22 protein-coding genes are annotated in these 24,546 nt (G+C 73.2%); 5 read left to right on the top strand and 17 right to left on the bottom strand.

The genetic code is table 11. The features are described 5' to 3' along the window. The first annotated feature begins 166 nt into the window (after positions 1-166). Entirely contained in the window at positions 167-688 is a 522-nt protein-coding gene (locus AB0D94_RS23860) for a DinB family protein (protein WP_362055306.1), read from the top strand. 410 nt (positions 689-1,098) lie between these two features. Here AB0D94_RS23860 and AB0D94_RS23855 read toward each other — a convergent pair whose 3' ends face one another. The 14 genes from AB0D94_RS23855 to AB0D94_RS23790 all read right to left on the bottom strand — a co-directional run bounded on the left by AB0D94_RS23855 (position 1,099) and on the right by AB0D94_RS23790 (position 17,467). Continuing rightward, entirely contained in the window at positions 1,099-2,076 is a 978-nt protein-coding gene (locus AB0D94_RS23855; RefSeq protein ID WP_362055267.1) for a dipeptide ABC transporter ATP-binding protein, read from the bottom strand. Further along, the gene (locus tag AB0D94_RS23850; protein ID WP_362055265.1) at positions 2,073-3,098 is read right to left on the bottom strand and encodes an ABC transporter ATP-binding protein; all 1,026 of its coding nucleotides are present in this window, start codon (positions 3,096-3,098) and stop codon (positions 2,073-2,075) included. The genes AB0D94_RS23855 and AB0D94_RS23850 overlap by 4 nt, the downstream gene beginning before the upstream one ends. Next, a complete protein-coding gene (locus AB0D94_RS23845; RefSeq protein WP_362055263.1) occupies positions 3,098-4,084 on the bottom strand; it encodes an ABC transporter permease in 987 nt (328 codons plus the stop codon). The genes AB0D94_RS23850 and AB0D94_RS23845 overlap by 1 nt, the downstream gene beginning before the upstream one ends. Beyond that, entirely contained in the window at positions 4,081-5,031 is a 951-nt protein-coding gene (locus AB0D94_RS23840) for an ABC transporter permease (RefSeq protein ID WP_362055261.1), read from the bottom strand. Before AB0D94_RS23840 ends, AB0D94_RS23845 begins: the two co-directional genes overlap by 4 nt. Before the next feature lie 29 nt (positions 5,032-5,060). After that, positions 5,061-6,803, bottom strand: coding sequence for an ABC transporter substrate-binding protein (locus AB0D94_RS23835; RefSeq protein ID WP_362055259.1), 1,743 nt, complete (start codon positions 6,801-6,803; stop codon positions 5,061-5,063). Positions 6,804-6,986: 183 nt separating this feature from the next. Further along, on the bottom strand, positions 6,987-7,703 hold the full coding sequence (locus AB0D94_RS23830; protein ID WP_362055257.1) for a GntR family transcriptional regulator: 717 nt from the start codon (positions 7,701-7,703) through the stop codon (positions 6,987-6,989). A 56-nt stretch (positions 7,704-7,759) separates the two neighbouring features. Continuing rightward, positions 7,760-8,677, bottom strand: coding sequence for an ornithine cyclodeaminase family protein (locus tag AB0D94_RS23825; protein WP_362055255.1), 918 nt, complete (start codon positions 8,675-8,677; stop codon positions 7,760-7,762). Positions 8,678-8,766: 89 nt separating this feature from the next. Beyond that, on the bottom strand, positions 8,767-9,801 hold the full coding sequence (locus AB0D94_RS23820) for a proline racemase family protein (protein ID WP_362055253.1): 1,035 nt from the start codon (positions 9,799-9,801) through the stop codon (positions 8,767-8,769). Continuing rightward, positions 9,798-10,802, bottom strand: a complete 1,005-nt coding sequence (locus AB0D94_RS23815) for a proline racemase family protein (RefSeq protein WP_362055251.1) — start codon at positions 10,800-10,802, stop codon at positions 9,798-9,800. Before AB0D94_RS23815 ends, AB0D94_RS23820 begins: the two co-directional genes overlap by 4 nt. Before the next feature lie 20 nt (positions 10,803-10,822). Further along, a complete protein-coding gene (locus tag AB0D94_RS23810) occupies positions 10,823-11,740 on the bottom strand; it encodes a dihydrodipicolinate synthase family protein (protein ID WP_362055249.1) in 918 nt (305 codons plus the stop codon). A 76-nt stretch (positions 11,741-11,816) separates the two neighbouring features. Further along, the gene (locus tag AB0D94_RS23805; RefSeq protein WP_362055304.1) at positions 11,817-13,253 is read right to left on the bottom strand and encodes an NAD(P)/FAD-dependent oxidoreductase; all 1,437 of its coding nucleotides are present in this window, start codon (positions 13,251-13,253) and stop codon (positions 11,817-11,819) included. 202 nt (positions 13,254-13,455) lie between these two features. After that, positions 13,456-13,782: a (2Fe-2S)-binding protein gene (locus AB0D94_RS23800; RefSeq protein ID WP_362055247.1), complete on the bottom strand. Its 327-nt coding sequence runs from the start codon at positions 13,780-13,782 to the stop codon at positions 13,456-13,458. Then, positions 13,782-14,978, bottom strand: a complete 1,197-nt coding sequence (locus AB0D94_RS23795) for an FAD-binding oxidoreductase (RefSeq protein WP_362055245.1) — start codon at positions 14,976-14,978, stop codon at positions 13,782-13,784. The genes AB0D94_RS23800 and AB0D94_RS23795 overlap by 1 nt, the downstream gene beginning before the upstream one ends. A 104-nt stretch (positions 14,979-15,082) precedes the next feature. Beyond that, positions 15,083-17,467 carry a collagenase gene (locus AB0D94_RS23790; protein ID WP_362055243.1) on the bottom strand — a complete coding sequence of 795 codons (2,385 nt, stop codon included), beginning with the start codon at positions 17,465-17,467 and terminating at the stop codon, positions 15,083-15,085. Between the two features lie 174 nt (positions 17,468-17,641). On the opposite strand from AB0D94_RS23790, the gene AB0D94_RS23785 reads away from it, so the two are divergent. Continuing rightward, the gene (locus tag AB0D94_RS23785) at positions 17,642-19,012 is read left to right on the top strand and encodes an aminopeptidase P family protein (RefSeq protein WP_362055241.1); all 1,371 of its coding nucleotides are present in this window, start codon (positions 17,642-17,644) and stop codon (positions 19,010-19,012) included. A gap of 32 nt (positions 19,013-19,044) precedes the next feature. Here AB0D94_RS23785 and AB0D94_RS23780 read toward each other — a convergent pair whose 3' ends face one another. Then, the gene (locus tag AB0D94_RS23780; RefSeq protein ID WP_362055239.1) at positions 19,045-19,974 is read right to left on the bottom strand and encodes a LysR family transcriptional regulator; all 930 of its coding nucleotides are present in this window, start codon (positions 19,972-19,974) and stop codon (positions 19,045-19,047) included. Between the two features lie 111 nt (positions 19,975-20,085). Between AB0D94_RS23780 and AB0D94_RS23775 the strand changes: the two genes are divergently transcribed. Both AB0D94_RS23775 and AB0D94_RS23770 read left to right on the top strand, forming a co-directional pair. Continuing rightward, positions 20,086-20,835: an SDR family oxidoreductase gene (locus AB0D94_RS23775; RefSeq protein ID WP_362055237.1), complete on the top strand. Its 750-nt coding sequence runs from the start codon at positions 20,086-20,088 to the stop codon at positions 20,833-20,835. 50 nt (positions 20,836-20,885) lie between these two features. Continuing rightward, positions 20,886-21,095, top strand: coding sequence for a 4-oxalocrotonate tautomerase family protein (locus AB0D94_RS23770; RefSeq protein ID WP_362055235.1), 210 nt, complete (start codon positions 20,886-20,888; stop codon positions 21,093-21,095). A 153-nt stretch (positions 21,096-21,248) separates the two neighbouring features. On the opposite strand, the gene AB0D94_RS23765 is transcribed toward AB0D94_RS23770, so the two are convergent. Continuing rightward, positions 21,249-21,647 carry a RidA family protein gene (locus tag AB0D94_RS23765; protein WP_362055233.1) on the bottom strand — a complete coding sequence of 133 codons (399 nt, stop codon included), beginning with the start codon at positions 21,645-21,647 and terminating at the stop codon, positions 21,249-21,251. Continuing rightward, positions 21,644-22,783, bottom strand: a complete 1,140-nt coding sequence (locus AB0D94_RS23760; protein ID WP_362055231.1) for an acyl-CoA dehydrogenase family protein — start codon at positions 22,781-22,783, stop codon at positions 21,644-21,646. The genes AB0D94_RS23765 and AB0D94_RS23760 overlap by 4 nt, the downstream gene beginning before the upstream one ends. Positions 22,784-22,903: 120 nt before the next feature. Here AB0D94_RS23760 and AB0D94_RS23755 point away from each other — a divergent pair, with 120 nt between their 5' ends. Then, positions 22,904-24,544: an AMP-binding protein gene (locus tag AB0D94_RS23755; protein ID WP_362055229.1), complete on the top strand. Its 1,641-nt coding sequence runs from the start codon at positions 22,904-22,906 to the stop codon at positions 24,542-24,544. Positions 24,545-24,546: the final 2 nt, after the last annotated feature.

Here is a 24,546-nt window from a genome sequence, read left to right as displayed (position 1 = left end):
GGTGGAAGGGCTGCCCACGGCAGGCAAACCCTGTTGTGGATCCGGGCGCGGATCGCTGATGCTCTTCAGCATGTCCAACGATGCCGATACACGCCTGGATCACGGCCCGCGAACCGAGGGCTCGTCGAAGGAACAGTCCGCCGCCCGGAACTTTGGGTGGTCGAACATGTTTCTCAGCCCTGATGAGGACCCGCGAACCGATGGGGGGTTCGAAGGCGAGCGGGCCATCCTTGCTGGGTACCTGCGCGACCAGCGTCTGACGCTTGAATTGAAGTGTTCTGGTCTCGATGCCGCAGCCCTGGCTCGTCGTTCGGTGGAGCCGTCGAACCTGTCGCTGCTGGGGCTTGTGCGCCACATGGCCGGGGTGGAGCAGAAGTGGTTCCGGCAGGTGATGGCTGGGCAGGACGCGCCTCGGCACTACCGCTCCGATGAGGACCCCCACGGAGATTTCAACGACGCGGTGCCCGACCCTGAGGTCGTGGCGGAAGCTTGGGCAACATGGCGGGCAGAGGTCGCGTTCGCAGAACGGTTCGTGGACGAGGCTCCCGATCTCAGCGTCACCGGCACGACCGGCCAGAAGCCAATGCAGCTTCGGGAGGTGCTGGTGCACATGATCGAGGAGTACGCACGGCACAACGGTCACGCTGACTTCCTGCGTGAGCGGATCGACGGCCGCGTGGGGCAGTAGAGTCGCGGCGGGACACCGCGCCGACGAGCTCGCCGCCCTGATCGATCTCACGGACCAGGCCATCAGCTGATGGCCACGCGCGACCACGAGACCCTCCTGGCCCACTACCGGACGCTGCCAGCCGCCCAGCGCCAGGCATCGCCACACAGGTCTCGCCTGAACTCCGGGCCCAGCTCGCCACTGTAGAGAAGCGTCTGGCGATGGACCGCTCCGCGGGCGCCCTGACCGCCGTACTCACCGTCGGACGGGAGATGCAGGCCCCGCACCTCGACCCCATCGACCAGGCGTTCATCGACATGGCCGAAGGCCGCCTCGACCGAGCCATGCTCACCATGCCCTCGTCCGGCATGCGGAAGGGCCCCGGGGACGCCTTTGTCCCCGGGGCCCTTCTTCTTCCCTTTGGATCCCCGTCAGTCTCCCGGGAAGTGACAGGCCACCTCGCGGGCGGCAGCCGGTCGCAGCAGCGGCCGTTCGGTGCGGCAGATCTGCTGCGCCTTGGGGCAGCGCGGATGGAAGGAGCAGCCGGGAGGCGGGGCGGCCGGGCTCGGCGGGTCGCCGAGCAGCACGATCCGCTCGCGCCGCCGCTCCGCCGCCGGGTCGGGCAGCGGTACGGCGGACAACAGCGCCCGGGTGTAGGGGTGCTGCGGGTTCTCGTACAGGGACTTCTTGTCGCCGATCTCGACGATCCGGCCGAGGTACATGACGGCGACGCGGTCGCTGACCCGCTTGACCACCGACAGGTCGTGCGCGATGAACACGTACGCGAGGCCCAGCTCCGTGCGCAGCCGCTCCATCAGGTTGACGATCTGGGCCTGTACGGAGACGTCGAGGGCGGAGACCGGCTCGTCGGCGACGATCAGCCGGGGGCTGGTGGCCAGCGAGCGGGCGATGCCGATGCGCTGGGCCTGGCCTCCGGAGAACTCGTGCGGGTAGCGGTCGATGTGCTCGGGGATCAGCCCGGTGAGCTCCATCAGCTCGGCCGCGCGGCGGCGGGCGTCCGCGGCGCTCCAGCCCTGGACCAGCAGCGGGTCGGAGATGATCCGGGCCACCGTCTGGCGGGGGTTGAGGGAGGAGTGCGGGTCCTGGAAGACCATCTGGATGTTCTTGCGCAGCGGGCGCAGGGCGCTCTGGGACAGCCGGCTGATGTCCTTGCCGTCGAAGGTGACGCGGCCGGAGGTGGGTTCCAGGAGGCGTACGAGCATCCGGCCGGTGGTGGACTTCCCGCAGCCGGACTCCCCGACCAGGCCGAGGGTCTGCCCGGCCGCCAGGTCGAAGGAGACCCCGTCCACGGCGCGCACGGGCGCCCCCCGGCGCCCGGTCAGCGAACGCTTCCCGGGGAAGGTCATGGTGAGGTCCCGTACGGACAGGAGCGTGTCGGTGCTGGTCATCGGGCCGCCTCCTCGGCGGTGCGGGCGCCGGCGAAGTGGCAGGCGACGGTGCGGCCGGGCCCGTCCCCGGCCCCGTACGGGTCCCCGTACGCCGCGAGTTCCGGCCGTGCCTCGTCGCAGCGGGCGGCCGCCCTCGGGCAGCGCGGCGCGAAGGCGCAGCCCGGGGCCGGGGCGAGCAGGGACGGCGGTGAGCCGGGGATGGAGGGCAGGGGTTCGTCGTCGGCGGTGTCGAGGCGGGGCAGCGAGTCGAGCAGGCCCCGCGTGTAGGGGTGGGCGGGGTCGGCGAACAGGGCGTCTACCCCGGCCTGTTCGGCGGCGCGGCCGCCGTACATGACCAGCACCTCGTGGGCGACGCGGGCGACGACACCCAGGTCGTGGGTGATCATCACCACGCCGAGCCCGCGTTCCTGCTGGAGCCGGGCGATCAGCTCCAGGATCTGCGCCTGCACGGTGACGTCCAGGGCGGTGGTCGGCTCGTCGGCGATCAGCAGGTCGGGTTCGCAGGCCAGGGCCATGGCGATCATCGCGCGCTGGCGCATGCCGCCGGAGAACTGGTGCGGGTACTCCCCCGCGCGGCGGGCCGGTTCCGGGATGCCCACCTCGCCGAGCATGTCGACGGCCCGTTTGCGCGCGGCGGCCCGGCCGGCCTTGAAGTGCACCCGGAAGTGCTCGGCGATCTGCTCGCCGACCGTGTAGTAGGGGTGCAGGCTGGACAGCGGGTCCTGGAAGATCATGGCCATCCGGCGGCCGCGCACCTTGGACAGCTCCCGCTCGGAGAGCCCGGTCAGCTCCCGCCCGGCGAGGGCGACGGACCCGGTGACCTCGGCGGCGCCCCGGTGCAGGCCCATGACGGCCAGCGAGGTGACCGACTTGCCCGAGCCGGACTCGCCGACGATGCCGAGGGTGCGCCCGGCTTCCACGGTGAAACCGAGGGAGTCGACGGCCCGTACGGTCCCGCGGGGGGTGGTGAACGTGACGCGCAGATCGCGTACTTCGAGAAGGGGGGCGGCCGGGGCGGCCATCAGTACCTCACCCTCGGGTCGATGACGGCGTACAGGAGGTCGACGACGAGATTGGCGACGACGATGAAGAACGCGGCGAGCAGGGTGACCCCGAGGACCACGGGCTGGTCGGAGCTGACGAGCGCCCCGTAGAACAGCCGCCCGATGCCGGGGAGTCCGAAGATGGACTCGGTGATGACGGCTCCGGCGAGCAGTCCGCCGAGGTCCATGCCGAAGATGGTGAGGATCGGGGTCATCCCGGAGCGCAGGCCGTGTTTGACGACGACGGTGCGCTCGGGCATGCCCTTGGCCCGGGCGGTACGGATGTACGGCTCGGCCATGGCCTCGATCATCGAACCGCGGCTCTGGCGTGCGTACATGGCGGCGTACAGCAGCGCGAGCGCGGTCCAGGGCAGGAGCAGGTTCGAGGCCCAGGCGAGCGGGTCGTCGGTGAAGGCCTGGTAGCTGGGGTAGGGCAGGAGGCCGGCGGTGCGGATGACCCCGTAGATGAGCAGGACGGAGGTGAAGTAGACGGGCAGCGAGGCCGCGGCGACGGCGCCGACCATCAGGGCCTTGTCGGTGGCGGTGTCCTTGCGCAGGGCGGCGGTGACCCCGGCGCCGAGTCCCAGGAGCAGCCACAGTGCGGCGGCCCCGAGGGCGAGGGAGGCGGAGACCGGCAGCCGGTCCATCAGCAGGTCCCAGACGGGCAGGGAGTTCTCGTAGGAGTAGCCGAGGCAGGGGAAGCCGCACTCGACGGCGTACTGGCCGGTGCCGAGGGTGCGACCGGTGAAGATGCCGGTGAGGAAGTCGCTGAACTGGCGCCACAGGGGCTGGTCGAGCCCGAGGTACGCGCGTACGTCGGCGAGCCGTTCGGGGCTGCAGGTCTTGCCGCAGGCGGCCGCCGCCGGGTCGGCGGGCAGGACGTAGAAGATGAGGAAGGTGACGGCGGCGATGGCGAGGAGCACGCCGGCGAGGGCGAGCAGGCGGCGGGCGAGGTAGAGGATCAACTGCGGCCGCCCCTCGGGTCGAGGATGTCGCGCAGGGCGTCGCCGAGGAGGGTGAAGGCGAGCACGGCGAGGAAGAGGAAGACGCTGGGGATGACGAAGTACATGGGGTCGGTCTCGTAGAAGGCGACGGACTCGGCGATCATCTGGCCCCAGGACGGGGTGGGCGGGCGGACGCCGACGCCGAGGTAGCTCAGCGCGGCCTCGGTGCTGATCATGCCGGGGATGAGCAGGGTGGTGTAGGCGATGACCGGGCCCGAGACGCCCGGGAGGATGTCGCGGGTGAGGATCCGCCAGGAGCCGGAGCCGCCCACGCGGGCCGCGTCCACGTACTCGCGGTGCTTGAGGGAGAGGGTCTGGCCGCGGACGACGCGGGCGACGCCGGGCCAGCCGAAGACGCCGATGACGGCGGTCATGAGGAGGATCCGGTTCACGTCCTTGGCCACGGACAGCATGGCGATCATGAAGATCAGGGAGGGGAAGGACATGGTCAGGTCCATGAGCCGGGACAGGACCGCGTCGGTGCGGCCGCCGAAGTAGCCGGCGGCGATGCCCGCGGCGGTGCCCGTGACCACGACGATCGCGGTGGCGGCGAAGGCGATGAGCAGGGAGACCTGCGCGCCGTGCACCACGCGGGCGAACAGGTCGCGGCCGGTGACGGGTTCGACGCCGAGCCAGTGCTCGGAGCTGATCCCGCCGAGGGAGCCGAGCGGCTGCCCTCCGAGGTAGGGGTCGATGGCGGTCTTGTCGAACTCCTCCGGGGACCAGCCGCCGAGCGCGCCCAGCCAGGGGGCGGTGACGGCCATCAGGACGAAGAGGAGGACGAGGCAGAGGCTGAAGCGGACGGCGGGGCGGCGCCGGAGCTCCCGCCGGGCGAGCTGCCAGGGGCTGCTGCCGGGCGGGACCTCCGTCGCCTCCGGGGCGCCGGCGGCGGGTGCGGTGGTGGTCATGACGGGATGCCGGGTGGGCTCGTCCGGCCTCAGCCCTGGCCCTTGGAGGGGTCCTTGAGGCCGATCGTGCCGTAGTCGATGGTGCCGGTCCACACGGGGTGGCCGAAGGCGCCCGCGATGTTGGTGCCGACGAGCAGCGGCTTGCGCTCCAGGAGGATCGGGACGGACGGGGACTTCTTCATGAGCTCGGCGTCGAGGTCGATCCAGGCCTGGTTGGCCTGCTTGGCGTCGGCCATGGCGTTGATCTCGTCGATCCGCTTGATGGTGGCCTCGTCGCGGAACTGGCTGTGGTTGCCCTGGTTGCCCTTCTCCTTGATGGTGCGGCCGTCGAAGACGAAGGGGATCCAGGTGGAGCCGGAGGGGTAGTCGGGGCACCAGCCGGTGAGGCTCATGTCGGGGGTGGTGGAGAGGTCGCCGATGACGTCGTAGTAGGCACCGGGGTCGACGGTGTCCACGACGACCTCGATGCCGGCGCGGGACAGGCCCTGCTGGAGGGCCTCGGCCTTGGCCTTGTCGCCGGTGGAGACGGCGAGGGAGACCTTCAGCTTCTCCTTGCCCGCGGCCTTGAGCAGTTCCCTGGCCTTGTCCGGGTCGCCCGCCGGGGCGATCTTCAGGGTGTCGGCCTGCTTGCCGCCGGACAGGGCCGGGGGCAGGTAGGCGGTGGCGACCTCGTTGAGGGCCGGGCCGCCGCCCGCGGTGATCACGGCTTCCTTGTCCACGGCGTACTGCATGGCCTCGCGCACCTTGGGGTCGTCGAAGGGCGCGCGGGAGTTGTTGAGGTAGAGCATCTCGGTACAGCCCTGGGACTCGGCGAGCAGTCGCGCCTTGACGTCCGGCTTGGGCAGCACCTTGGGGGCGCTCTCGGGACGCATGTCCGCGTACTGGACGGTGGAGGCGTCGACGCCCTCCCCGGCGATGATCCGGTCGTCGATCTGGCCGCCCTTGAGGCCCATGACGACCACGAACTTGTCCGGGTAGGCCTTGCGGACGGGGTCGGTGGCGGCGTCCCAGTGCTCGTTGCGGACCAGGACCAGCTTCTTGTCGCGGTCGTACGACTCGATCTTGTACGGGCCGGAGGAGAAGGGGCGGGCGTCGTACTGGGTGCCCTTCTCCTGGGACTGGGGCACGGGCGCGAAGGTGGGCAGGGTGGCGGTCGCGGAGAACTCGGCGACCGGGCGCTTGAGTTCGAAGACGATCGTGCGGTCGTCGGGGGTCTTCACGGAGTCGAGGTGCTGGCCCTGGAGGGGGCCCTTGTACCCCTCGGTGCCGGCGAGGTACTGGGCCGCGTAGTCGGGGCCGCCGGTGAGGTCGGGGGCGAAGGAGCGCTCGACGTTGTACTTGATGTCCTGGGCCTTGACCGGGGATCCGTCCTCGTACTTGACGCCCTCCTTGAGGGTGAAGGTCCAGGTGCGGCCGCCGTTGGAGGGGGCGCCGAGGTCGGTGGCGAGGTCGGGGACCAGCTCGCTGCCGGCCTTGCCTGGCTCGGCCTTGAAGGTGACCAGGGTGCGGTAGAGCAGCCGGGTGCCGAAGTCCATGGTCGGCATGACCCAGTTGCGGGCGGGGTCGAGGTGGGCGAAGTCCTGGTTGGACAGGACGGTGAGGGTGCCGCCCTTGACGGGGGTGCCGCCGAGGATCTTGCCGTCGTTGGCGGCGGCGGGGTTGGAGGCGCCGGCGCCGGCCGAGCCCTTCTTGGTTCCGGAGCAGCCCGAGGCACCGAGTGCGAGAGCCGCCACCAGGGCGGTGGCGAGGGCGAGTTGGGTGCGCTTGGTCATGGGTCACTCCAGTGAGGGGCGGCGCTCTACGATGTGACCGGTAACATAGTAATGTGAAATTGCACTGACAAGGGTTTGAGCCTGCCGTTATCCAGCCGTGTCCAAATCCGCGCCCTGGAAAGCGAGTTGGGCCCGGACCGAGGCGGTCCGGGCCCTGGGGGCGGAGAGGTGCGGGCGGCGGGGTCAGCCCTTCGCGGCGCCGCCGAGGCCGCCCGGGGTGCGGCCCACCGGTTCGTCGCGGCCCTGGGCCCAGAGGGAGCGGACGTGGCCGAGGTGGCGGGTCATGCAGGCCTGCGCCGCCTCCGCGTCGCCGCTGATCATCAGGTCGAGCAGCTCGATGTGCTCCTCGGCCGAGGAGACCAGCTTGCCGGCCTCGTCCAGGCCTGTCAGGCCGTACAGCCGGGAGCGCTTGCGCAGGTCGCCGACCGTTTCCACGAGGCGGTCGTTGCCCGCGAGGCCGAGCAGCGTCAGGTGGAAGCGGCGGTCCGCCTCCAGGTAGCCGATGAGGTTGTGCTCGCGGGCGCTGGTGACGATCTCCTGCGCGATGGGCCGCAGGGCCTCCAGCTGCTCGGACGTGGCGGACTTCGTGATCCGGCCGATCGTCGGCACTTCGATCATCGTGCGCAGTTCCGTGTACTGGTCGAGGTCGCGCTCGCTGACCTCGGTGATCCGGAATCCCTTGTTGCGGACCGGCTCGACCAGCCCCTCGCGGGCCAGGTCGAGCATCGCCTCGCGCACCGGGGTGGCCGAGACCCCGAGTTCGGCCGCGAGACCGGGGGCCGAGTAGACGCTCCCGGGGCGCAGCTCGCCCGCTATCAGGGCTGCTCGCAGGGCATGGCCGACCTGGTCGCGGAGCCGTTCCTGGGCCTTGATGAGACTGTGCTGCTTCAGGTCACCCATTGCATTTCCTCCGAGACCCCCGACACTGCCGATGAGCAGAGGAACAGCGTACAATGTCACGTTTCGCTGCTCACCCCGGCGGCCTGGACCAACGCGACCGCCACGGCAAGATCCTCCCAGGCCATGCCCACACTCTTGAAGAGCTGTGGACAACTCGCGGCCCCACCCGCCGGCATCCGCCCGGAGACCAGGTCGGCGAGGGTGCCGGTGATATGACCGGGCCCGATCGCCCCCTCCGCCTCCGGCACCAGCAGGTCGCCCGCCTCACGCAGGGCCGCCGCGCGCGATTCGACGTACACCGCCGCCCGTCGCACGAGGGCGGTGTCCGTCTCCCGGGCCGTCGGCTCGTGCGAGCCGACGGCGACGACGGTGGTGCCCGGGCCGGCCAGGCGCCCGTCGAAGAGCGGCTCCCGGGCGGTGGTGCAGCAGATCACCAGATCGGCGCCGGCCACGTCGCCCGGAGTGCCGGTCCGGGCGGGCACCCCGAGGCCCACGGCGTGCGCGGCGAGCGCCGCCGCCCCCGCCGGGTTCCGGGCGACCACCACGGCCTCGGCCAGCTCCCGCAGCGGGAGCACCGCTTCGAGATGGCCGTACGCCTGCGGTCCCGAGCCGAAGAGGACGAGACGCAACGGGCGCCCGGCGGGGGCCAGATGGCGCAGCGCGAGGGCGGAGACCGCCGGGGTGCGCAGGGCCGTCAGGGCCGCCCCGTCCAGCAGCGCCAGCGGGCGCAGGGTGGGCCCGTCCAGCAGCAGGTAGGACCCGGTGATCCGGGGCAGCCCGCGGGCCGGGTTCCCGGGCGCGACCCCGGCGATCTTCACCCCGGTGTAGGAGCCCGATGCGGCGGGCATCAGCAGCAGTTCGCCGCCGGGCACGGCGAGCGCCGTACGCTGCGGGGAGTTCTCGGGGTCGAGGCCGGCTCGCAGGGCGGCGGCCAGGGCGTCGGCGGCGGCTGCCGGAGTCAGGATCCCTGCCATGTCGGCGGCGCTCAGCTGCGGGAGACCGCGCGCGGCCGGCACCTCCACGGCGCTCTGCGACCGAGCGAGCCTCCCCGCATCAGGCCCGCTCACAGCAGGAACCCGCTGCCGAGGGGGTCGTACGGGTCGGCCATGAAGGTGTGCTCGCCGGTGCGGTAGGCGTTGCCGGTGATCTCGGTGACGCCGCCCGGCAGGATCCGGCCGGTGAACACCGTGCCCGTGACCGACTCGTGCAGCAGGTCCTCGTCCGCCCCGAGCCGCCCGTCCTCCGCGAGCAGCGCGAGCCGCGTCGAGGTGCCGGAGCCGCAGGGCGAGCGGTCGATCTGCCCGTCGGCGAAGACGGTGACGTTGCGCTGGTGCGGCCCGAAGGGGGTGTCGGGCAGCTCCTCGTAGAGGATCACCCCGTAGACCCCGGACAGCAGCGCGCCGTCGGGGTGCCAGGTGGCCGGGTGGGTGGCCAGTGCGGCCCGGATCTCCCGGCCGGCCCGGACCAGGTCGGGCAGCGCGGAGCCGGTGACCGCAAGGCCGAGGTCGCGGGCGCGCACGGAGGCGTAACAGGCCCCGGCGTGGGCGATGTCCACCTCGGCGATCCCCAGCGTGGTGGCGACGGGCACCTTGCGGGCGTTGACCCGCGCCGGGACGTTGCGGAAGGTGACCCCGGTGGTGCGGCCGCCGGCCCGGTGCACGGTGGCGCCGACCCGCCCGGACGGCACGTCGATGCGCACCTGCACGTCCCCGTCGGCCGGGGCGGCGACCCGGCCGGTGTCCACGGCCCAGACCCCGAGGGCCATGGTGCCGTGGCCGCAGGCGGTGGAGTAGCCGTCCTTGTGCCAGAACAGCACGCCGAAGTGGGCCCCGTCGTCGTCGGCCGGGACGACGAACCCGCCGTACATGCCGGCGTGTCCGCGCGGCTCCTGCACCAGCAGGCGCCGTACGTCGTCCAGCGCGCCCCGGCGCGGAGCCGTGCCCGATCCCCCGGGGCCGACGGCGGTGGCGCAGCGCTCGGCGACGGTGTCCCCGGGCACGGGCGGGAGCCCCCCGTCGGCGCCGCCGGTGGCGTCGACGATCCGGAAGGGTTCTCCGGCGGTGTGGTAGTCGGTGGTGCGGACGGGGGAGGCGGTCACAGCAGGAACCCTCCGGGGAAGGGGTCGGTCGGGTCGAGGAAGTACTGGGCGGTGCCGGTGATCCAGGCCCGGCCGGTCACCGTGGGCACGACGGCCGGGTGGGGGCCGACGGTGGTCGCGTCGACCAGCCGGCCGGTGAACTCGGTGCCGATGAAGGACTCGTTGACGAAGTCCGCGCCGAGTTCCAGCAGGCCGCGGGCGTGCAGCTGGGCCATGCGCGCGCTGGTCCCCGTACCGCAGGGCGAGCGGTCGAACCAGCCGGGGTGGATGGCCATGGCGTGCCGGGAGCGGCGGCCGTCGGAGCCGGGGGCGGCGAGGTACACGTGCTTGACCCCGGCGATGGAGGGGTTCTCGGGGTGGACGGGGCGGTCGCCGGAGGCGTTGACCGCGTCCATGACGGCGAGTCCGGCGGCGAGCAGGTCCTCCTTGCGGGCGCGGTCGAAGGGCAGGCCGAGGGCGTCGAGTTCGACGAAGGCGTAGAAGTTGCCCCCGTAGGCGAGGTCGTAGGTGACCGTGCCGAAGCCGGGGACCTCGGCCTTGAGGTCGAGCCCGACGCAGAAGGAGGGGACGTTGGTGAGGGTGACGGCCGTGGCCGCGCCGTCCTCGACGCGGACGTCGACGCTCACCAGGCCCGCCGGGGTGTCGAGCCGGACGGTGGTGACCGGCTCGACGACGGGCACCATGCCGGTCTCGACGAGGACGGTCGCCACCCCGATGGTGCCGTGCCCGCACATGGGCAGCAGGCCGGACACCTCGATGTAGAGGACGCCGAAGTCGGCGTCGGGACGGGTGGGGGGCTGCAGGATCGCGCCGCTCATCGCGGAGTGGCCGCGCGGCTCGTACATGAGCAGGGTGCGGACGTGGTCCATGTGCTCGATGAAGTGGAGCCGCTTCTCGGCCATGGTGGCGCCGGGGATCACCCCGACCCCGCCGGTGACGACCCGGGTCGGCATGCCCTCGGTGTGGGAGTCCACCGCGTGATAGATGTGGCGCGTACGCATCAAAAGCCCCCTGCGGCTGGTTAGTTGAGGCCCTCGGCGAGGGCCTTCTCGGTGGCGGCGCGGACGGCGGCCTCGGTGTCCCCGGTGAGGGGGAAGCGCGGCGGCCGGGTGGTGCCGCCGGGGCGGCCGGCCAGGTCCATGGAGAGCTTGATGGCCTGGACGAACTCGGTCTTGGAGTCCCAGCGCAGCAGCGAGTGCAGGGACTTGTAGAGCGGCAGGGCGGTGGCCAGGTCCCCGGCCACGGCGGCGCGGTAGAGGGTGGCGCAGGACTGCGGCAGGGCGTTGGGGTAGCCGGCGATCCAGCCGACGGCGCCCGCGAGGGCGAGTTCGAGGAGGACGTCGTCGGCGCCGATGAGCAGGTCGAGGCCCGGGGCCAGTTCGGCGATCTCGTAGGCGCGGCGCACGTCGCCGCTGAACTCCTTGACGGCGACGATGGTGCCGTCGGTGTGCAGCCGGGCGAGCAGGGCCGGGGTCAGGTCCACCTTGGTGTCGATGGGGTTGTTGTAGGCGACGACGGGCAGCCCGGCCCCGGCGACCTCGGCGTAGTGGGCGCGTACGGCGTCCTCGTCGGCCCGGAAGGCGTTGGGGGGCAGGAGCAGGACGGAGCCGGCGCCGGCCTCGGCCGCCTGGTCGGCCCAGCGGCGGGCTTCGGCGCTGCCGTAGGCGGCGACACCGGGCATGACGCGGTCGCCGTCGCCCGCCGCCTCGACGGCGGTGCGGACGACGCGGGCCCGCTCCTCGTCGGTGAGGGTCTGGTACTCGCCGAGAGAGCCGTTGGGGACCACGCCGTCGCAGCCGTTGGCGATGAGCCAGGCCACGTGTTCGGCGTACGCGTCGTAGTCGACGCTGAGGTCCTCGCGCAGGGGCAGCGCGGTGGCGACCATGATTCCGTGCCAGGGGCGGGTGCGGACGGGCGCGGGGGTGTGCGCGTGGGTCATGTGAGAGCTCCCTAGAGTGATGTGTGACATTTTACTAGTGGGTGCGAGACGGCCACAAGGGCCCGGAGCCAGCGGATCAGCCGTCCGCGGGAGGAAGTTCGGCGAGGTGGCGCAGCGGTACCGGACAGGACAGCGGCCTCCGCTCGGCCGCCGCGCCCGGGGACAGGGGGGACTCCCCGGCGAGGGCGGACTCCCCCGCGAGGGCGGAGACGGCCGGTCCGCACATCCGGCCCTGGCACCAGCCCATGCCCGAGCGGGTGAGCAGCTTGACCGTACGGGCGTCCCGAGCCCCGAGGTCCCGGACCGCCTCGCGGATCCGGCCGGCCGGCACCTCCTCGCAGCGGCACACCAGGTCCTCGTCGCCGAGCCAGTCGGTCCAGCCCGGTCCGGGCCGGTGGGCCGCGGCCATCGCGCGGGCGAAGGCGCGCAGCCGGGCCCGGTCGCGGGCCAGGGCGCCCGGCACGGGCCGGCCGGCGACCGTGTGCGCGGCGATCTCCCCCTCGACGAGGGCGAGCCCGGCGCCGCCGATGCCGCCGGTCTCCCCGGCGGACCAGATGCCGGGGACGGAGGTGCGCTGCCCGGCGTCCAGTACGAGGGCGGCCGTGCCGTCCGGCCCGCGGACGGTGGCGCAGCCGAGGCCGGTGGCCAGTTCCAGCTGGGGCACGAGCCCGTGGCCCACGGCCAGGGCGTCGCAGGGGATTCGGCGGGCGGTGCCGGGCAGCGGGCGCCAGTCCCGGTCGAGCCGGGCCACGGTGACGGCCTCGACCCGGCCGGTGCCGTGGGCCTCGACGACGGCCTGGCGGGTCAGGAGCCGGACGCGGTGGCGCAGCAGGGCGCCGCCGAAGGTGACGGCCTCGGTGAGCTTGCCGGGGTTGCGCAGCAGGGCGGGCACGTGGCCCGCGTACGCGAGGTAGGACGCGGCCTCCACCACGGCGGGCACGGTGGCTCCGGCGGCGGCCAGGGTGCCGGCCACTGCGAGCAGCAGCGGCCCGCTCCCGGCGACGACCACCCGCTTGCCGGGCAGGACCAGGCCGCCCTTGACCATGGCCTGCGCCCCGCCCGCACCGATCACCCCGGGCAGGGTCCAGCCGGGGAAGGGCAGTTGCCGCTCGTAGGCACCGGTAGCGATCAGCACCGCCCGGGCGCGGACGGCCGCGGCGCGTTCCTCGGGGCCGTGGCCGGCGACGGCGTGCAGGGTCCAGCCCGCGCCGCCGTCCGGGACCACCGTCCAGACGTGGTGGCCCGGGAGGTACGTGACGCGCCCGGCCGACTCGTGGTCGCGCAGGGCGGCTTCGCGGGTCGCGAAGGCCTGCCAGTCGTGGTGGAGGGCCTCGGGGCGGACCGCGCCCAGACCGGGCGCGGGATGGCGGTAGTACTGCCCGCCGGGGCGCTCCCCCGCGTCCAGTACGGTGACCCGCAGCCCGAGGTCCGCGGCGGTGACCGCGGCGGCCAGCCCGGCGGGACCGGCGCCGACGACGGCGAGGTCCGCGACGGGGTCAGCGGCGGGTTCCACGGCGGGGCGCGCGGCGGCGGGCGCGGCAGCGGGGCCGGCGGTCGGCACGGCAGCAGGCGCGGCAGCGGACTCAGCCGCCCCGGCAGCGGGCGCCGCGGCGGTGCCCTCGGCGCTCGGCACGGCAGCAGGCCCGGCGGTCGGCACGGCAGCGGACTCAGCCGTGGACCCGGCAGCGGGCCCGGCGGTCGGCGCGGCGGTGGGCTCAGACGGCGAGGTCGGCACGGCCCGTTCCTTCCTGGGTGGTGACGGTGTCCCCCGGCCGGGCCGGGACCAGGCAGGCGCGCTGGTTCGGGCTGCCGTTGACGGTGACGAGGCAGTCGTAGCAGCTGCCGATGCCGCAGAACACGCCGCGCGGGGCGCCGCCCTCGCGGGTGGTCCGCCAGGCCAGGATCCCGGCGCCCCAGAGCACCGCGGCGAGGGACTGGCCCTCCTGCGCGGGCAGTTCCCGGCCGTCGAACTCGATGCTGTACGTCGCCACCGGGCCGCCGCCGACCAGCGAGCGGGGGGTCCTGGCGCGGGGGCTGCCCATCAGCGGTTCTCCTCGGGGGTGTCGGCGGGCCGGTGCCCGGTGGGGGCCGGGGCGAAGCGGTCGGGACGGAACGGCTCGGGGTCCAGCGGGGGTTCGGCCCCCGACAGGGCGGCCGCGATCAGCACGCCCGTCGCCGGGGCCAGCCCGATGCCCGCGCCCTCGTGGCCGCAGGCGTGCAGCAGCCCGGGGCGGCGCGGGTCCCGGCCGATCGCCGGGAGGTGGTCGGGGAGGTAGGGCCGGAAGCCGTGGTAGGTCCGCAGGACGCGGACACCGGCCAGGACGGGGAAGAGGGCCGCCGCCTGGGCGGCGAGGCGGCGCAGGGCCTCGGTGGACAGGCTGCGGTCGAAGCCGACGCGTTCCCGGGTGGCCCCGATGAGGACCGGGCCCGAGGGGGTGCCCTCGACCACGGCCGAGGACTGGAGGGCGGCGGAGCCGCTGGCCACGTCGGCGATGTAGTCCGCGGCGTAGACCTTGTGCCGCACGACGCGCGGCAGGGGTTCGGTGACCAGGACGAACCCGCGGCGCGGCAGGACCGGCAGGCTCACGCCCGCCAGACCGGCGATGTGCCCGCCCCAGGTGCCCGCCGCGTTCACCACGGCCGGGGCGAGGAGCTCGCGCCGCGGGGTGCGGACGCCCCGGACGGCGCCCGCCCCGTCCAGGAGGATCTCGGTGACCTCCTCGCCGAGGTGGACCTCCGCGCCCGAGGCGGCCGCCGCGGCCAGCAGCCGCGCCGCCGCCTGGGCCGGCTGGACCTGGGCGTCCTGGGGGTAGAGGAACCCTCCGGCCAGGCCTGGGGCGAGGTGGGGTTCGAGGTCGTGCAGGCTCGCGGCCCCGACCTCGGCTGCCTCGACCCCGGCCGCGCGCTGGCCTTCGGCGAACGTGCGCAGGGCCTTGAGGGTGGTCTCGTCCGGGGCGACGACCAGGCCGCCCTTGGCCTCGTACTCGGTCTCCTCGGGGAGGGCCTCCGCGAGTTCGCGCCAGAGCCCGGTGGACAGCAGGGCGAGGTCGAGTTCCGGTCCCGCCGCCTTGTCGGAGACGAGCAGGTTGCCTTCGCCGGCGCCGGTCGTGCCGCCCGCGACGGGGCCGCGGTCGACGACGGCCACGGAGAGTCCGGCGCGGGCCGCGTAGTAGGCGCACGCGGCCCCGACGACGCCGGCGCCGATGATCACGGCGTCCAGGGAGTGTCTGTTGAGCACGACAGTAATATGTCACATTCTTTAGTGCCTGCCCAGACCGGTCCCGCGGCCTCTCGGACGCGGGACCGGTCCGACGGGATCCGGGCGGATCCGTCCGGTCCGGATCAGCCGCGGAGCGGCCCCTCGCAGCTGTAACTCGACGTGCCCGCCTTCTTGTCGGTCCAGATCTCCACCGGGCCGAAGGAGCAGTTCATGTCGGCGAGGTTGTTGGAGACCGCGCCCGCGCGGTCGAGGATGAAGTAGTCGACCGTCTCGGACATGTCCTTGAAGTTCTGGTCGTCGCTGCGCCAGTTCTTCAGGTTCGAGCTGATCCTGCCGGTGCAGGTGAAGCGGCGCTTGCCGGGCTCGCCGTTCTCCACGCAGTCCGGGGTGTTGTACGTGGCCGTGGCGAAGGAGGACTTCACCGAGGCCAGTGCCGAGTCACGCAGCTGGTCACCGGGGGTGAACTTGGTGTTCGGCACGTACAGCTGGTCGACCTTGACGATCTGCGCGTCCAGGAAGCGGTCGTAGTCGCGCTGGAGGTAGGTGTCCGCGCTCAGCCGGCTGCGCCAGGCGTCGTAGGCCGCCACGTCGTTGTTGCGCAGGTGGGTGTACATCTCGCGCAGCAGCGAGGGCTTCTCGGTCCACAGGAACTCGAAGAAGGTGCCGGCGTAGCTGTAGAAGCGGAAGCCGTCGCCGTCGTAGGTGGCGTTCAGCAGCTGCTCCACCGACATCCGGGGGCCGCCGCCCGCGGTGTCGCTGATGATGCTCTTGACCAGGGACTTGCGGACGGCGATGCCGTTGTCGCGGGTGGCCCCGTCGAAGAACTCGGCCGTGCCCTCGTCCATGGCGGTCGTACGGTCGCCCTCGTACCAGGGGCCCTCGCCGAAGAAGCCGGGGACGGCGTACCGGCCGTTGAGGTAGTGCGTGTACTCGTGGCGGAAGAGCTCCTCGAGGGTGAGGGAGGAGTCCTGCGGGACACGGCGCTGGTAGGTGTAGAAGGTGGCGCCGTTCTCGATGTAGATGCCGCCGTTGTTGGTGTCGTAGCCCGTCAGGATGGGGTGGTAGTTCTCGTAGTCGGCGCGGGAGCCGTAGAGCACGATGTTCAGCGTGGAGTTGGGGTCGCCCGCGAGCGGCTGCTCGGTGCCCAGGACGCGGTGGTACTGGGCCTTGACCTGCTTGCTGGCGTAGTAGAGCTGGTCGACGGTGGCCCGGTCGAGGCCGGTGCGGACCTTGATCGCGCCGTTGTCGTAGGTGTACGTGTAGGGGAAGATCCGCTTCTCGATGTCCTCCTTGCACACGCCGTAGGGCTTGCAGGCCTCGTAGAAGTTCAGCCAGTTGACGAGCTTGGCCCACTGCTGGCTGCCGTCGCCGAAGGCGGCCTTGACGGGCTCCAGCAGGGCGCCGAGGTCGGCGACGGTCTGCTCCTTGAGGCCCGCGACCTGGCCGAAGCGCCCGTACTCGCTGAGGGCGTCGCGCGCCACCCAGTCGTTGCCCGTGCCCTTGAGGTGGGTGTAGGAGGCGAAGGACTTGAAGGCGGCGCGGTACGGGGCGTCGCCCGCGACCGCCGTGTGGAAGGCGGCGTCCTGGTTGCCCGGGTAGACGCCGAGGTAGTTGACGGAGAGCGCGGCGAGGGCGGCGCCCGCCCAGCCGGAGTCCTGGTTCGTGGCCGGGTGGGCCGGGTCCATGGTGGCCAGGACCTTCTTGATGAGGCCGAGCTGGTGCTGGCGCAGGCCCGGGGCGCTGGCGGCGTAGAGGGCCTCGCGCAGGGTGCGGGCGTTGCTCGGGGTCACTTCGAAGGTGCGGGCGGCGCCCCCGAAGTCGGCTACGGCCTGGCGCATGGCGTTCACGGTCGGGGCGTCGGTGACGTCGATCTCTTCGCGCGAGTAGTCGTGGTAGGCGACCGCGTGCAGGTAGGTGAACATCTCCTCCAGGTGGGAGGAGTTGCGGCCGTCGTGGGCGGCGGCGAGGCCGGATATCCGGCGGGAGACGGCCTGGACGTGCGCGTCGGACATGACGGGCGCCAGCCGGGCGTCCCAGGTCCAGATGAGGTCGCGCAGACAGCCGTCGGCGGTGACGGCCTGGTCGGCGAGGAAGTCGGCGAACTGCTCCGGGCCGAGGTTCTTGATCCCGTCGAGGGTGCAGGGGACGCCCGCGGCGACGCTCCGCGCGGTGGGGGCCGCCTGGGCCGCCTTGCCGCTCTTCTCGACCGGAGCGGAGGCCGCGGCGGAGGCCGGCGCCGCGCCGGGGACCTGACCGGTGAGGGCCAGCCCGCCGGGAGCCGAGGCGGGGGCAGGAGTGTTGTCCTGCGCGTTGGCGAGGCGCTCGACCTCGTCGAACGGGTTGCCGGTGGGGCCGTGGGCCGGGGCGGCCTGTGCGCCGGTGAAAGCCGCCGGGGCCGGGGCCGCGGACTCCGCCGCCTGCGTGGTGCCCTGTCCCGCGGTGGCGAGGAGGGTCACCGCTACGGCGGAGGCGAGAAGGGAAGAGCGCACAGCTCTGTGCTTGAGCACCGAGAACTCCTGAAAGGGGAGAGGTGAGGTGGGGGGTGGTGCGTGAACTGCCCTGCGTCACACGGCGTTTGACGGGGATTAACGTGCCGCGGTGTGAGCTGTAACATAGTAATGTGAAATTGCACTGACAACCCCTGTGCGCCCACCAGTTCGCATCTTCTTGAGGGAGACCCCGTGACCGCCACCCCCTCCCGCCTCAACACGGGCAGCCACGACCTTCCGGTAGCTCCGGAACTGACCCGTTTCATGGCGGGCGCCTGGGCCGCTTCTCCGCTGCCCGGCTCCGCACGCGTACCCGCCCACGCCGTCACCCCGGCCCGCCGCACCCGGCTCTCGGCGCGCTTCCCGGGCGAGCGGCTGATCATCCCGGCCGGACAGCTCAAGGTCCGCTCCAACGACTGCGACTTCCGCTTCCGCCCGCACAGCGCGTACGCCTGGCTGACCGGCCTGACCGGCGAGGACCAGGTGGGCCACGTCCTGGTCATGGAGCCCTCGGGCCCGCACGCCCACGAGGCGGTGCTGTACCTGCGCCCGCGCTCGCCGCGGGCGGACGGGAACGAGGAGTTCTACCGGGACCGGCGCTACGGGGAGTTCTGGGTGGGCCGCCGGCCCGACCTGGCGGAGGCCGAACGCCTCACCGGCATCCGCTGCGCGCACCTGGACGCACTCGGGTCACCGGCGGGCCGGGTGGCCGGCACCGACGAGGAGCTCACCATCGCGCTCTCGGAGCTGCGCCTGGTCAAGGACGCGTGGGAGGTCGAGCAGCTCCAGCTCGCGGTGGACCACACGACGGCGGGCTTCGAGGACGTCGTACGGGCCCTGCCCCGCGCCCTGGCGCACCCGCGCGGCGAGCGGTGGATCGAGGGGGTCTTCGGCCTGCGCGCCCGGGCGGAGGGCAACGGCACCGGCTACGACACCATCGCGGCTTCGGGCGCCCACGCCTGCGTCCTGCACTGGATCCGCAACGACGGCCGGCTCGACCGCGACGAACTGCTGCTCCTGGACGCGGGCGTGGAGACGGACACCCTGTACACGGCCGACATCACCCGCACGCTCCCCCTGTCGGGCCGCTTCTCCCCCGTCCAGCGCCAGGTCTACGAACTGGTCCTGGCCGCCCAGGACGCGGGCATGGCGGCGCTGCGGCCGGGCGCGAGCTTCCGGGACTTCCACCGGGCCGGGATGCGGGTGATCGCCGAGGGCCTGGCGGAGTGGGGCGTCCTGAAGGACGCTGAGGGCGACCTGCACCGGCGGTACACGCTGTGCAGCAGCGGCCACATGCTGGGCCTGGACGTCCACGACTGCGCGAAGGCGCGGGCCGAGACCTACCTGGACGGCGTACTGGAGGAGGGCCAGGTCCTCACGGTGGAACCGGGCCTCTACCTCCAGCCGGACGACGAGACCCTCCCCGCGGAGCTGCGCGGCATCGGCGTTCGCATCGAGGACGACCTGGTCGTCACGGCGGACGGGGCCCGGCTGATGTCGGGCGCCCTGCCGCGGACGGTGGCGGGGATCGAGGAGTGGATGGGCCGGCTGCTGGAGGGGTAGGGGTGTCCCGCCGATCAGGGACGTCCCGCCGATCAGGACCCGGCCCGCCGGGCACCTTCCCAGGGGGTGTCCGTGAGCCGGGCCGTGAGTTCCTCGACGAACACCTCCAGATGGGGCGGGCGCGGTCCGGTCCGGGTGGCGCAGTACCAGGTGCGGGTCATCGGCCGTGCGCCGATGCGGACCAGGGCGAGGCCGTGCGAGGTGGCGTACGGGGCGGCCACCCAGTTGGGCAGCACCGTCGCGCCCTGGCCGCCCGCCACCATCTCCACCACCAGATCGGTCACCACCGGCATGGTGGTGATCCGGCCGGGCCGGGCCCCGGCGGGGATCGGCAGCGGCATCGACGGGATGCGGTTCTGGTCGTAGCCGTCGTAGAGGACCAGGTCGGCGCCGTCGAAGTCCCGGGCGGTCAGGTGCGCGCGCGAGGCCCACGGGTGTCCGGCGGGCACCACCGCCACCATCTCGTCCTCGAACAGCCTGGTCAGCGACACCCGGTCCATCTGGAGGTCGGGCTTGGTGACCAGGGCGACGTCGACCAGGTCGGCGAGCAGCGCCGGGATCGGCGCGTCGCCGGGGACGGCCTCGATGCGCACGTCGATGTCCGGCTCGCGCTCACGGAAGGCGCGGAGCACGGGCGGCAGCCACGGGAAGGTGGTGCTGCACTCGGCGGTGAAGCGGACCCGCCGGTCGCGGCCGTCGCGCATCTCCCGCAAGTCCCGGGAGGCCGACTCCAGTTCACCGAGGACGTGGCGGGCCGCGACGAGCAGCCGCCGGCCCGCGGCATTGGGGACCAGGCGGCGGCCCTTGCGGTCGAAGAGGGGCATGCCCAGGCGGGCCTCCAGCCGGGTGAGCCGCTGGCTGAGGGCCGGCTGGCTCACGTAGAGCCGCTCGGCGGCGGCGGTCAGCGATCCCGCCTCGGCGGTGGCGTCCAGGAGCTCCAGGTCACGCAGGTCCACATCCATAACGCTGGATTATCACATGCTCCAATCTACGTCGTGGTGTTATGAGTTGAGAGTTCGTAGGTTTCCGGTGTCAGCAGAACGGACCGAGCCGCCACGAAAGGCAGTCGCACCATGACCGACACCGCCACCACCGCCACCACCGCTCTCGTCACCGGATCCTCCAGCGGCATCGGCCTGGACATCGCCCGCGCCTTCCTGGCGGCCGGCGCCAATGTCGTCCTCAACGGCCGGGACCCCGGCCGCCTCGCCGAGGCCGCGGCGGGTCTCGGCCACCCGGAGCGGACCGCCTGCGTCGCGGGCGCCACCTCCGACCCGAAGACCGGCGAGGCCCTCGTCCGCACCGCGCTCGACCGCTTCGGCGGCATCGACGTCCTGGTCAACAACGCCGGCACCTTCGCCCCCAAGCCCTTCACCGAGGTCAGCGAGGAGGAGCTCGACGGCTTCCTGACCGGCAACCTCAAGGGCACGTACCTCACCACCCAGACCGTGGTACGGGCGCTGCGCGCGCAGGGCCGGGGCGGCAGCATCGTCAACATCGGCACCGTCCTGGTGGACCACGCGCTGGCGGGCTTCCCGTCCTCCGCGCCCGTGGTCAGCAAGGCCGGTGTGCACGCGCTGACCACGAGCCTGGCCGCCGAACTCGCCGCAGACGGCATCCGCGTCAACCTCGTCTCGCCGGGCATCATCCGCACCCCGCTGCACGCGGGCTCGGACGTGGACTCCCTGGGCGGGCTCGCCCTGCTGAACCGGGTGGGCGAGGTATCCGAGGTCTCCGGGGCGGTGCTCTACCTCGCGGGCTCCACCTTCGTCACGGGCCACGCCCTGCGCGTGGACGGCGGCCACGTCACCGGCCGCGCCTGAGCCCCCGCCCTGCCCCTCTCCCCCTGCCTGCCGGAAGGACGTCCACCACCATGCCGTACGTCAACGTCAAGATCACCCGTGAAGGTGCCACCGCCGCCCAGAAGGCCGAGATCATCGCCGGCGTGACCGACCTGCTGGTCCGGGTCCTCGACAAGGACCCGGCCACCACCTTCGTCCTCATCGACGAGGTCGAACTCGAGGACTGGGGCGTGGGCGGCGTCCGGACGGACGAGTACCGCCGCATCAACGCGCGGAACTGAGCGCTCCCTTCGGATCACCCTGCGGCCCGGACGGGTACAGCCGCGCCGGAGTCCGGCGGCAGGTGGCCGCGCTCCGGCCGCATCGGATGGCCGGGCCGCGGCGCGGCCCGGCCGTGCCCCCGGACGCCGGGCGGCCGACTTCTCGGGCCGCGGTCACGGGAGGACCGCCAGGCCGTCGAGTTCCACCAGGGCCTGCTCGTCCCACAGCCGGACCACGCCGATGACGGCCATCGCCGGGTAGTCCCGCCCCGCCAACCTCCGCCAGATCCCGCCCAGTTCGGCCGCGTGCACCCGGTACGCCGCCACGTCCACCGCGTACACCGTCACCCGGGCCAGGTCCGCCGGGGCGCCGCCCGCCGCGGCGAGGGCCGCCAGGAGGTTGGCCAGGGCCACCTCGAACTGCTCGGGCAGGCTCTCGCCCACCACCTTGCCCGCGGGGTCCAGCGCGGTCTGGCCCGCCAGGAACACCAGCCGGGAGCCGCTCGCCGCGACCGCGTGCGAGAAGCCCCTCGCGGGCGACAGTTCCTCCGGGTTGATCCGCTCCAGGCTCATCGCGCGGCCACCTCCCCGGGCAGCGCCCCGTAGAGCTCCTTCGCGATGATCGTGCGCTGCACCTCGCTCGCCCCCTCGTAGATCCGGGGCGCCCGCACCTCCCGGTAGAGGTGCTCCAGCAGGTGGCCCCGCTGGAGGGCGACGGCTCCGTGCAGCTGGACCGCGTGGTCCACGACGTACTGGGCCGTCTCCGTGGCGAGCAGTTTCGCCATCGCCGCGCGGCGGGGTACGTCCGGGGCGCCGCGGTCGTAGGCCCCGGCGGCCGCGTACACCAGCAGCCGGGCCGCCTCGGTGCGGGTGGCCATCTCGGCGACCCGGTGCGCCACGGCCTGGAGGTCGCGCAGCACCCCGCCGAAGGCGGTGCGGCCCGCGGTGTACGTCAGGGTCGCGTCGAGCGCGGCCCGGGCCATGCCCACCGCGAACGCGCCGACGCTGGGGCGGAAGAGGTTCAGGGTGTCCATCGCGACCCGGAAGCCCCGCCCGGGCTCGCCCAGCAGGTCGCGGGGGCCGACCGGGACCCCGTCGAAGGCCAGCGCGCCGATGGGGTGCGGGGAGAGCATCTCCAGGGGCTCGCCGGAGAGTCCGGGTCGGTCCGCCGGGACGAGGAAGGCCGATACCCCCCTGGCGCCCGGCCCTTCACCCGTCCGGGCGAACACGGTGTAGAAATCCGCTTCCGGGGCGTTGGAGATCCAGCGCTTCTCCCCGCTGAGGCGCCAGCCGCCCGCGGAGTCCGGGGCGGCCTCCAGGGCCAGCGCAGCCGCGTCCGAGCCGGCCCCCGGCTCGCTCAGCGCGAAGGCCGCCACGGTGCGGCCGGCGCGCACCCCTGGCAGCCAGCGTTCGCGCTGCGCCTCGCTGCCCTCCCGCAGGACCGGGTAGGCGCCCAGTCCTTGGAGGGCGAGCGCCGTCTCGGCCTCCGTGCAGCCGTAGGCGAGGGATTCGCGCAGCAGGCACAGTTCCAGCGCGCCCGACGCGAAGACCCGTTCCAGCAGGCCCGCCTCCCCCAGTGCCGCGAGGAGCGGCCGGTTGACCCGGCCCGGCTCCCCCTTCTCGGCCAGCGGCCTCAGCCGCTCCGCCGACAGTGCGCGCAACTGCCCGCACCACTCCTCCTGGTCCGCCCCGAGCGCGAATCCGGTCATCCGAATGTCCCCGCATCTATCGCGTCCTGTTGACTGCCGTCACCATCACGATACGCTCGTGTCGCGACCGCACGGCCGGCTCCACCCCAATCCGGACCGTCGCAAGGGGGCGAACCCGCCTTGGACCTCAAGCCTTCCGCTCACACCGACACCTTCGCCCGTGACCACCTGCCGCCCGCCGGCTCGTGGCCGGAGCTCCTCTTCGAGCTGCCCGAGCTCGCGTACCCGGACCGGCTCAACTGCGGGTCCGAGCTGCTCGACGCGACCATCGCCCGGTTCGGGCCCGACCGCCCGGCCTTCCGCACCGGCGCGGGCGAGGTGTGGACCTACGGTGCGCTGCGCGAGCGCGTGGACCGCCTCGCCCACGTGCTCACTGTCGATCTGGGCGTCGTCCCCGGCAACCGGGTGCTGCTGCGCGGACCCACCGGCCCCTGGCTCGCGGCGTGCTGGCTCGCGGTGATGAAGGCGGGCGCGGTGGCCGTCACCGTCCTGCCCCAGCAGCGTGCGCAGGAGCTGGCCACGGTCTGCGCGATGGCCCAGGTGCGCCACGCCCTGTGCCACGCCGACGTGCTCGACGACCTCGTCAGGGCCGGGGTGCCGGGGCTGCGCATCACCCCGTACGGGAGCGGGGCCGAGGACGACCTGCTGAGGCTGGCCGAGGCCCGGACGGCCGTGCCCTTCCCGGCCGTGGACACCTCCGCCGACGACGTCGCGCTGATCGCCTTCACCTCGGGGACCACCGGGCGGCCGAAGGGCTGCATGCACTTCCACCGGGACCTGCTCTCCGTCGCCGACACCTTCTCCCGCAGCGTGCTGCGCCCCCGTCCCGACGACGTCTTCGCGGGCAGTCCGCCGCTCGGGTTCACCTTCGGGCTCGGCGGCCTGGTCGTCTTCCCGCTGCGGGCCGGCGCCTCCGCGCTGCTGCTGGCGGAGGCGGGGCCGCGCACGCTGCTGCCGGCCCTGGCGCAGCACCGGGTGACGGTGCTGTTCACCGCCCCGACCGCCTACCGGACGATGCTGGACACGCTGGGTCCGTACGACGCGGGCGCGTACGACCTCTCCGCGCTGCGCCGCTGCGTCTCCGCCGGGGAGAACCTGCCGGCCGCGACCTGGCAGGCCTGGTACGAGCGCACCGGCCTGCGGATCATCAACGGGATCGGGGCCACCGAGCTGCTGCACATCTTCATCTCCGCCGCCGACGAGGACATCCGGCCCGGTACGACCGGCCGGGTGGTGCCGGGCTGGCAGGCCCGGGTGGTGGACCCGGCCGGCCGGCCGGTCGCCGACAACGAGCCGGGGCTGCTGGCCGTACGCGGCCCGGTGGGCTGCCGGTACCTGGCCGATCCCCGGCAGGCCGAGTACGTACGGGACGGCTGGAACCTCACCGGCGACACCTACGTACGGGACCCGGAGGGGTACTTCCGGTACGTGGCGCGCGCCGACGACATGATCATCTCGGCGGGGTACAACATCGCGGGCCCGGAGGTGGAGGAGGCCCTGCTGCGCCACCCGGACGTGGTGGAGGCGGCGGTGGTGGGCCGCCCGGACGAGCGACGCGGGCAGGTCGTGGTGGCGTACACCGTCACCCGTGAGGGCGTCACGCTCACGGAGGAGGATCTGCGCACCTTCATGCGGGCCGAGCTGGCCCCCCACAAGTGCCCGCGCTCCTTCGTCTTCCTGCGCGCCCTCCCCCGCACGGCCACGGGCAAACTGCAACGCTTCCGGCTGCGCGATCAGGAGACGCCCACGGGACAGCCCTAAAG

It is taken from the genome of Streptomyces sp. NPDC048255 (assembly GCF_040652415.1).
Taxonomy (GTDB): Bacteria; Actinomycetota; Actinomycetes; order Streptomycetales; family Streptomycetaceae; genus Streptomyces.
The sequence above is the reverse complement of the archived record's forward strand: the minus strand, read 5'-3'. Positions and strand labels throughout refer to the sequence as shown.

What these genes read in the sequence shown, in the direction of transcription:
- AB0D94_RS23760 (WP_362055231.1), bottom strand. Translation starts at nt 22,783, where the DNA reads ATGACCGGATTCGCGCTCGGGGCGGACCAGGAGGAGTGGTGCGGGCAG.
- AB0D94_RS23775 (WP_362055237.1), top strand. Translation starts at nt 20,086, where the DNA reads ATGACCGACACCGCCACCACCGCCACCACCGCTCTCGTCACCGGATCC.
- AB0D94_RS23855 (WP_362055267.1), bottom strand. Translation starts at nt 2,076, where the DNA reads ATGACCAGCACCGACACGCTCCTGTCCGTACGGGACCTCACCATGACC.
- AB0D94_RS23800 (WP_362055247.1), bottom strand. Translation starts at nt 13,782, where the DNA reads ATGGGCAGCCCCCGCGCCAGGACCCCCCGCTCGCTGGTCGGCGGCGGC.
- AB0D94_RS23815 (WP_362055251.1), bottom strand. Translation starts at nt 10,802, where the DNA reads ATGCGTACGCGCCACATCTATCACGCGGTGGACTCCCACACCGAGGGC.
- AB0D94_RS23860 (WP_362055306.1), top strand. Translation starts at nt 167, where the DNA reads ATGTTTCTCAGCCCTGATGAGGACCCGCGAACCGATGGGGGGTTCGAA.
- AB0D94_RS23780 (WP_362055239.1), bottom strand. Translation starts at nt 19,974, where the DNA reads ATGGATGTGGACCTGCGTGACCTGGAGCTCCTGGACGCCACCGCCGAG.
- AB0D94_RS23830 (WP_362055257.1), bottom strand. Translation starts at nt 7,703, where the DNA reads ATGGGTGACCTGAAGCAGCACAGTCTCATCAAGGCCCAGGAACGGCTC.
- AB0D94_RS23810 (WP_362055249.1), bottom strand. Translation starts at nt 11,740, where the DNA reads ATGACCCACGCGCACACCCCCGCGCCCGTCCGCACCCGCCCCTGGCAC.
- AB0D94_RS23770 (WP_362055235.1), top strand. Translation starts at nt 20,886, where the DNA reads ATGCCGTACGTCAACGTCAAGATCACCCGTGAAGGTGCCACCGCCGCC.
- AB0D94_RS23840 (WP_362055261.1), bottom strand. Translation starts at nt 5,031, where the DNA reads ATGACCACCACCGCACCCGCCGCCGGCGCCCCGGAGGCGACGGAGGTC.
- AB0D94_RS23765 (WP_362055233.1), bottom strand. Translation starts at nt 21,647, where the DNA reads ATGAGCCTGGAGCGGATCAACCCGGAGGAACTGTCGCCCGCGAGGGGC.
- AB0D94_RS23835 (WP_362055259.1), bottom strand. Translation starts at nt 6,803, where the DNA reads ATGACCAAGCGCACCCAACTCGCCCTCGCCACCGCCCTGGTGGCGGCT.
- AB0D94_RS23825 (WP_362055255.1), bottom strand. Translation starts at nt 8,677, where the DNA reads ATGGCAGGGATCCTGACTCCGGCAGCCGCCGCCGACGCCCTGGCCGCC.
- AB0D94_RS23850 (WP_362055265.1), bottom strand. Translation starts at nt 3,098, where the DNA reads ATGGCCGCCCCGGCCGCCCCCCTTCTCGAAGTACGCGATCTGCGCGTC.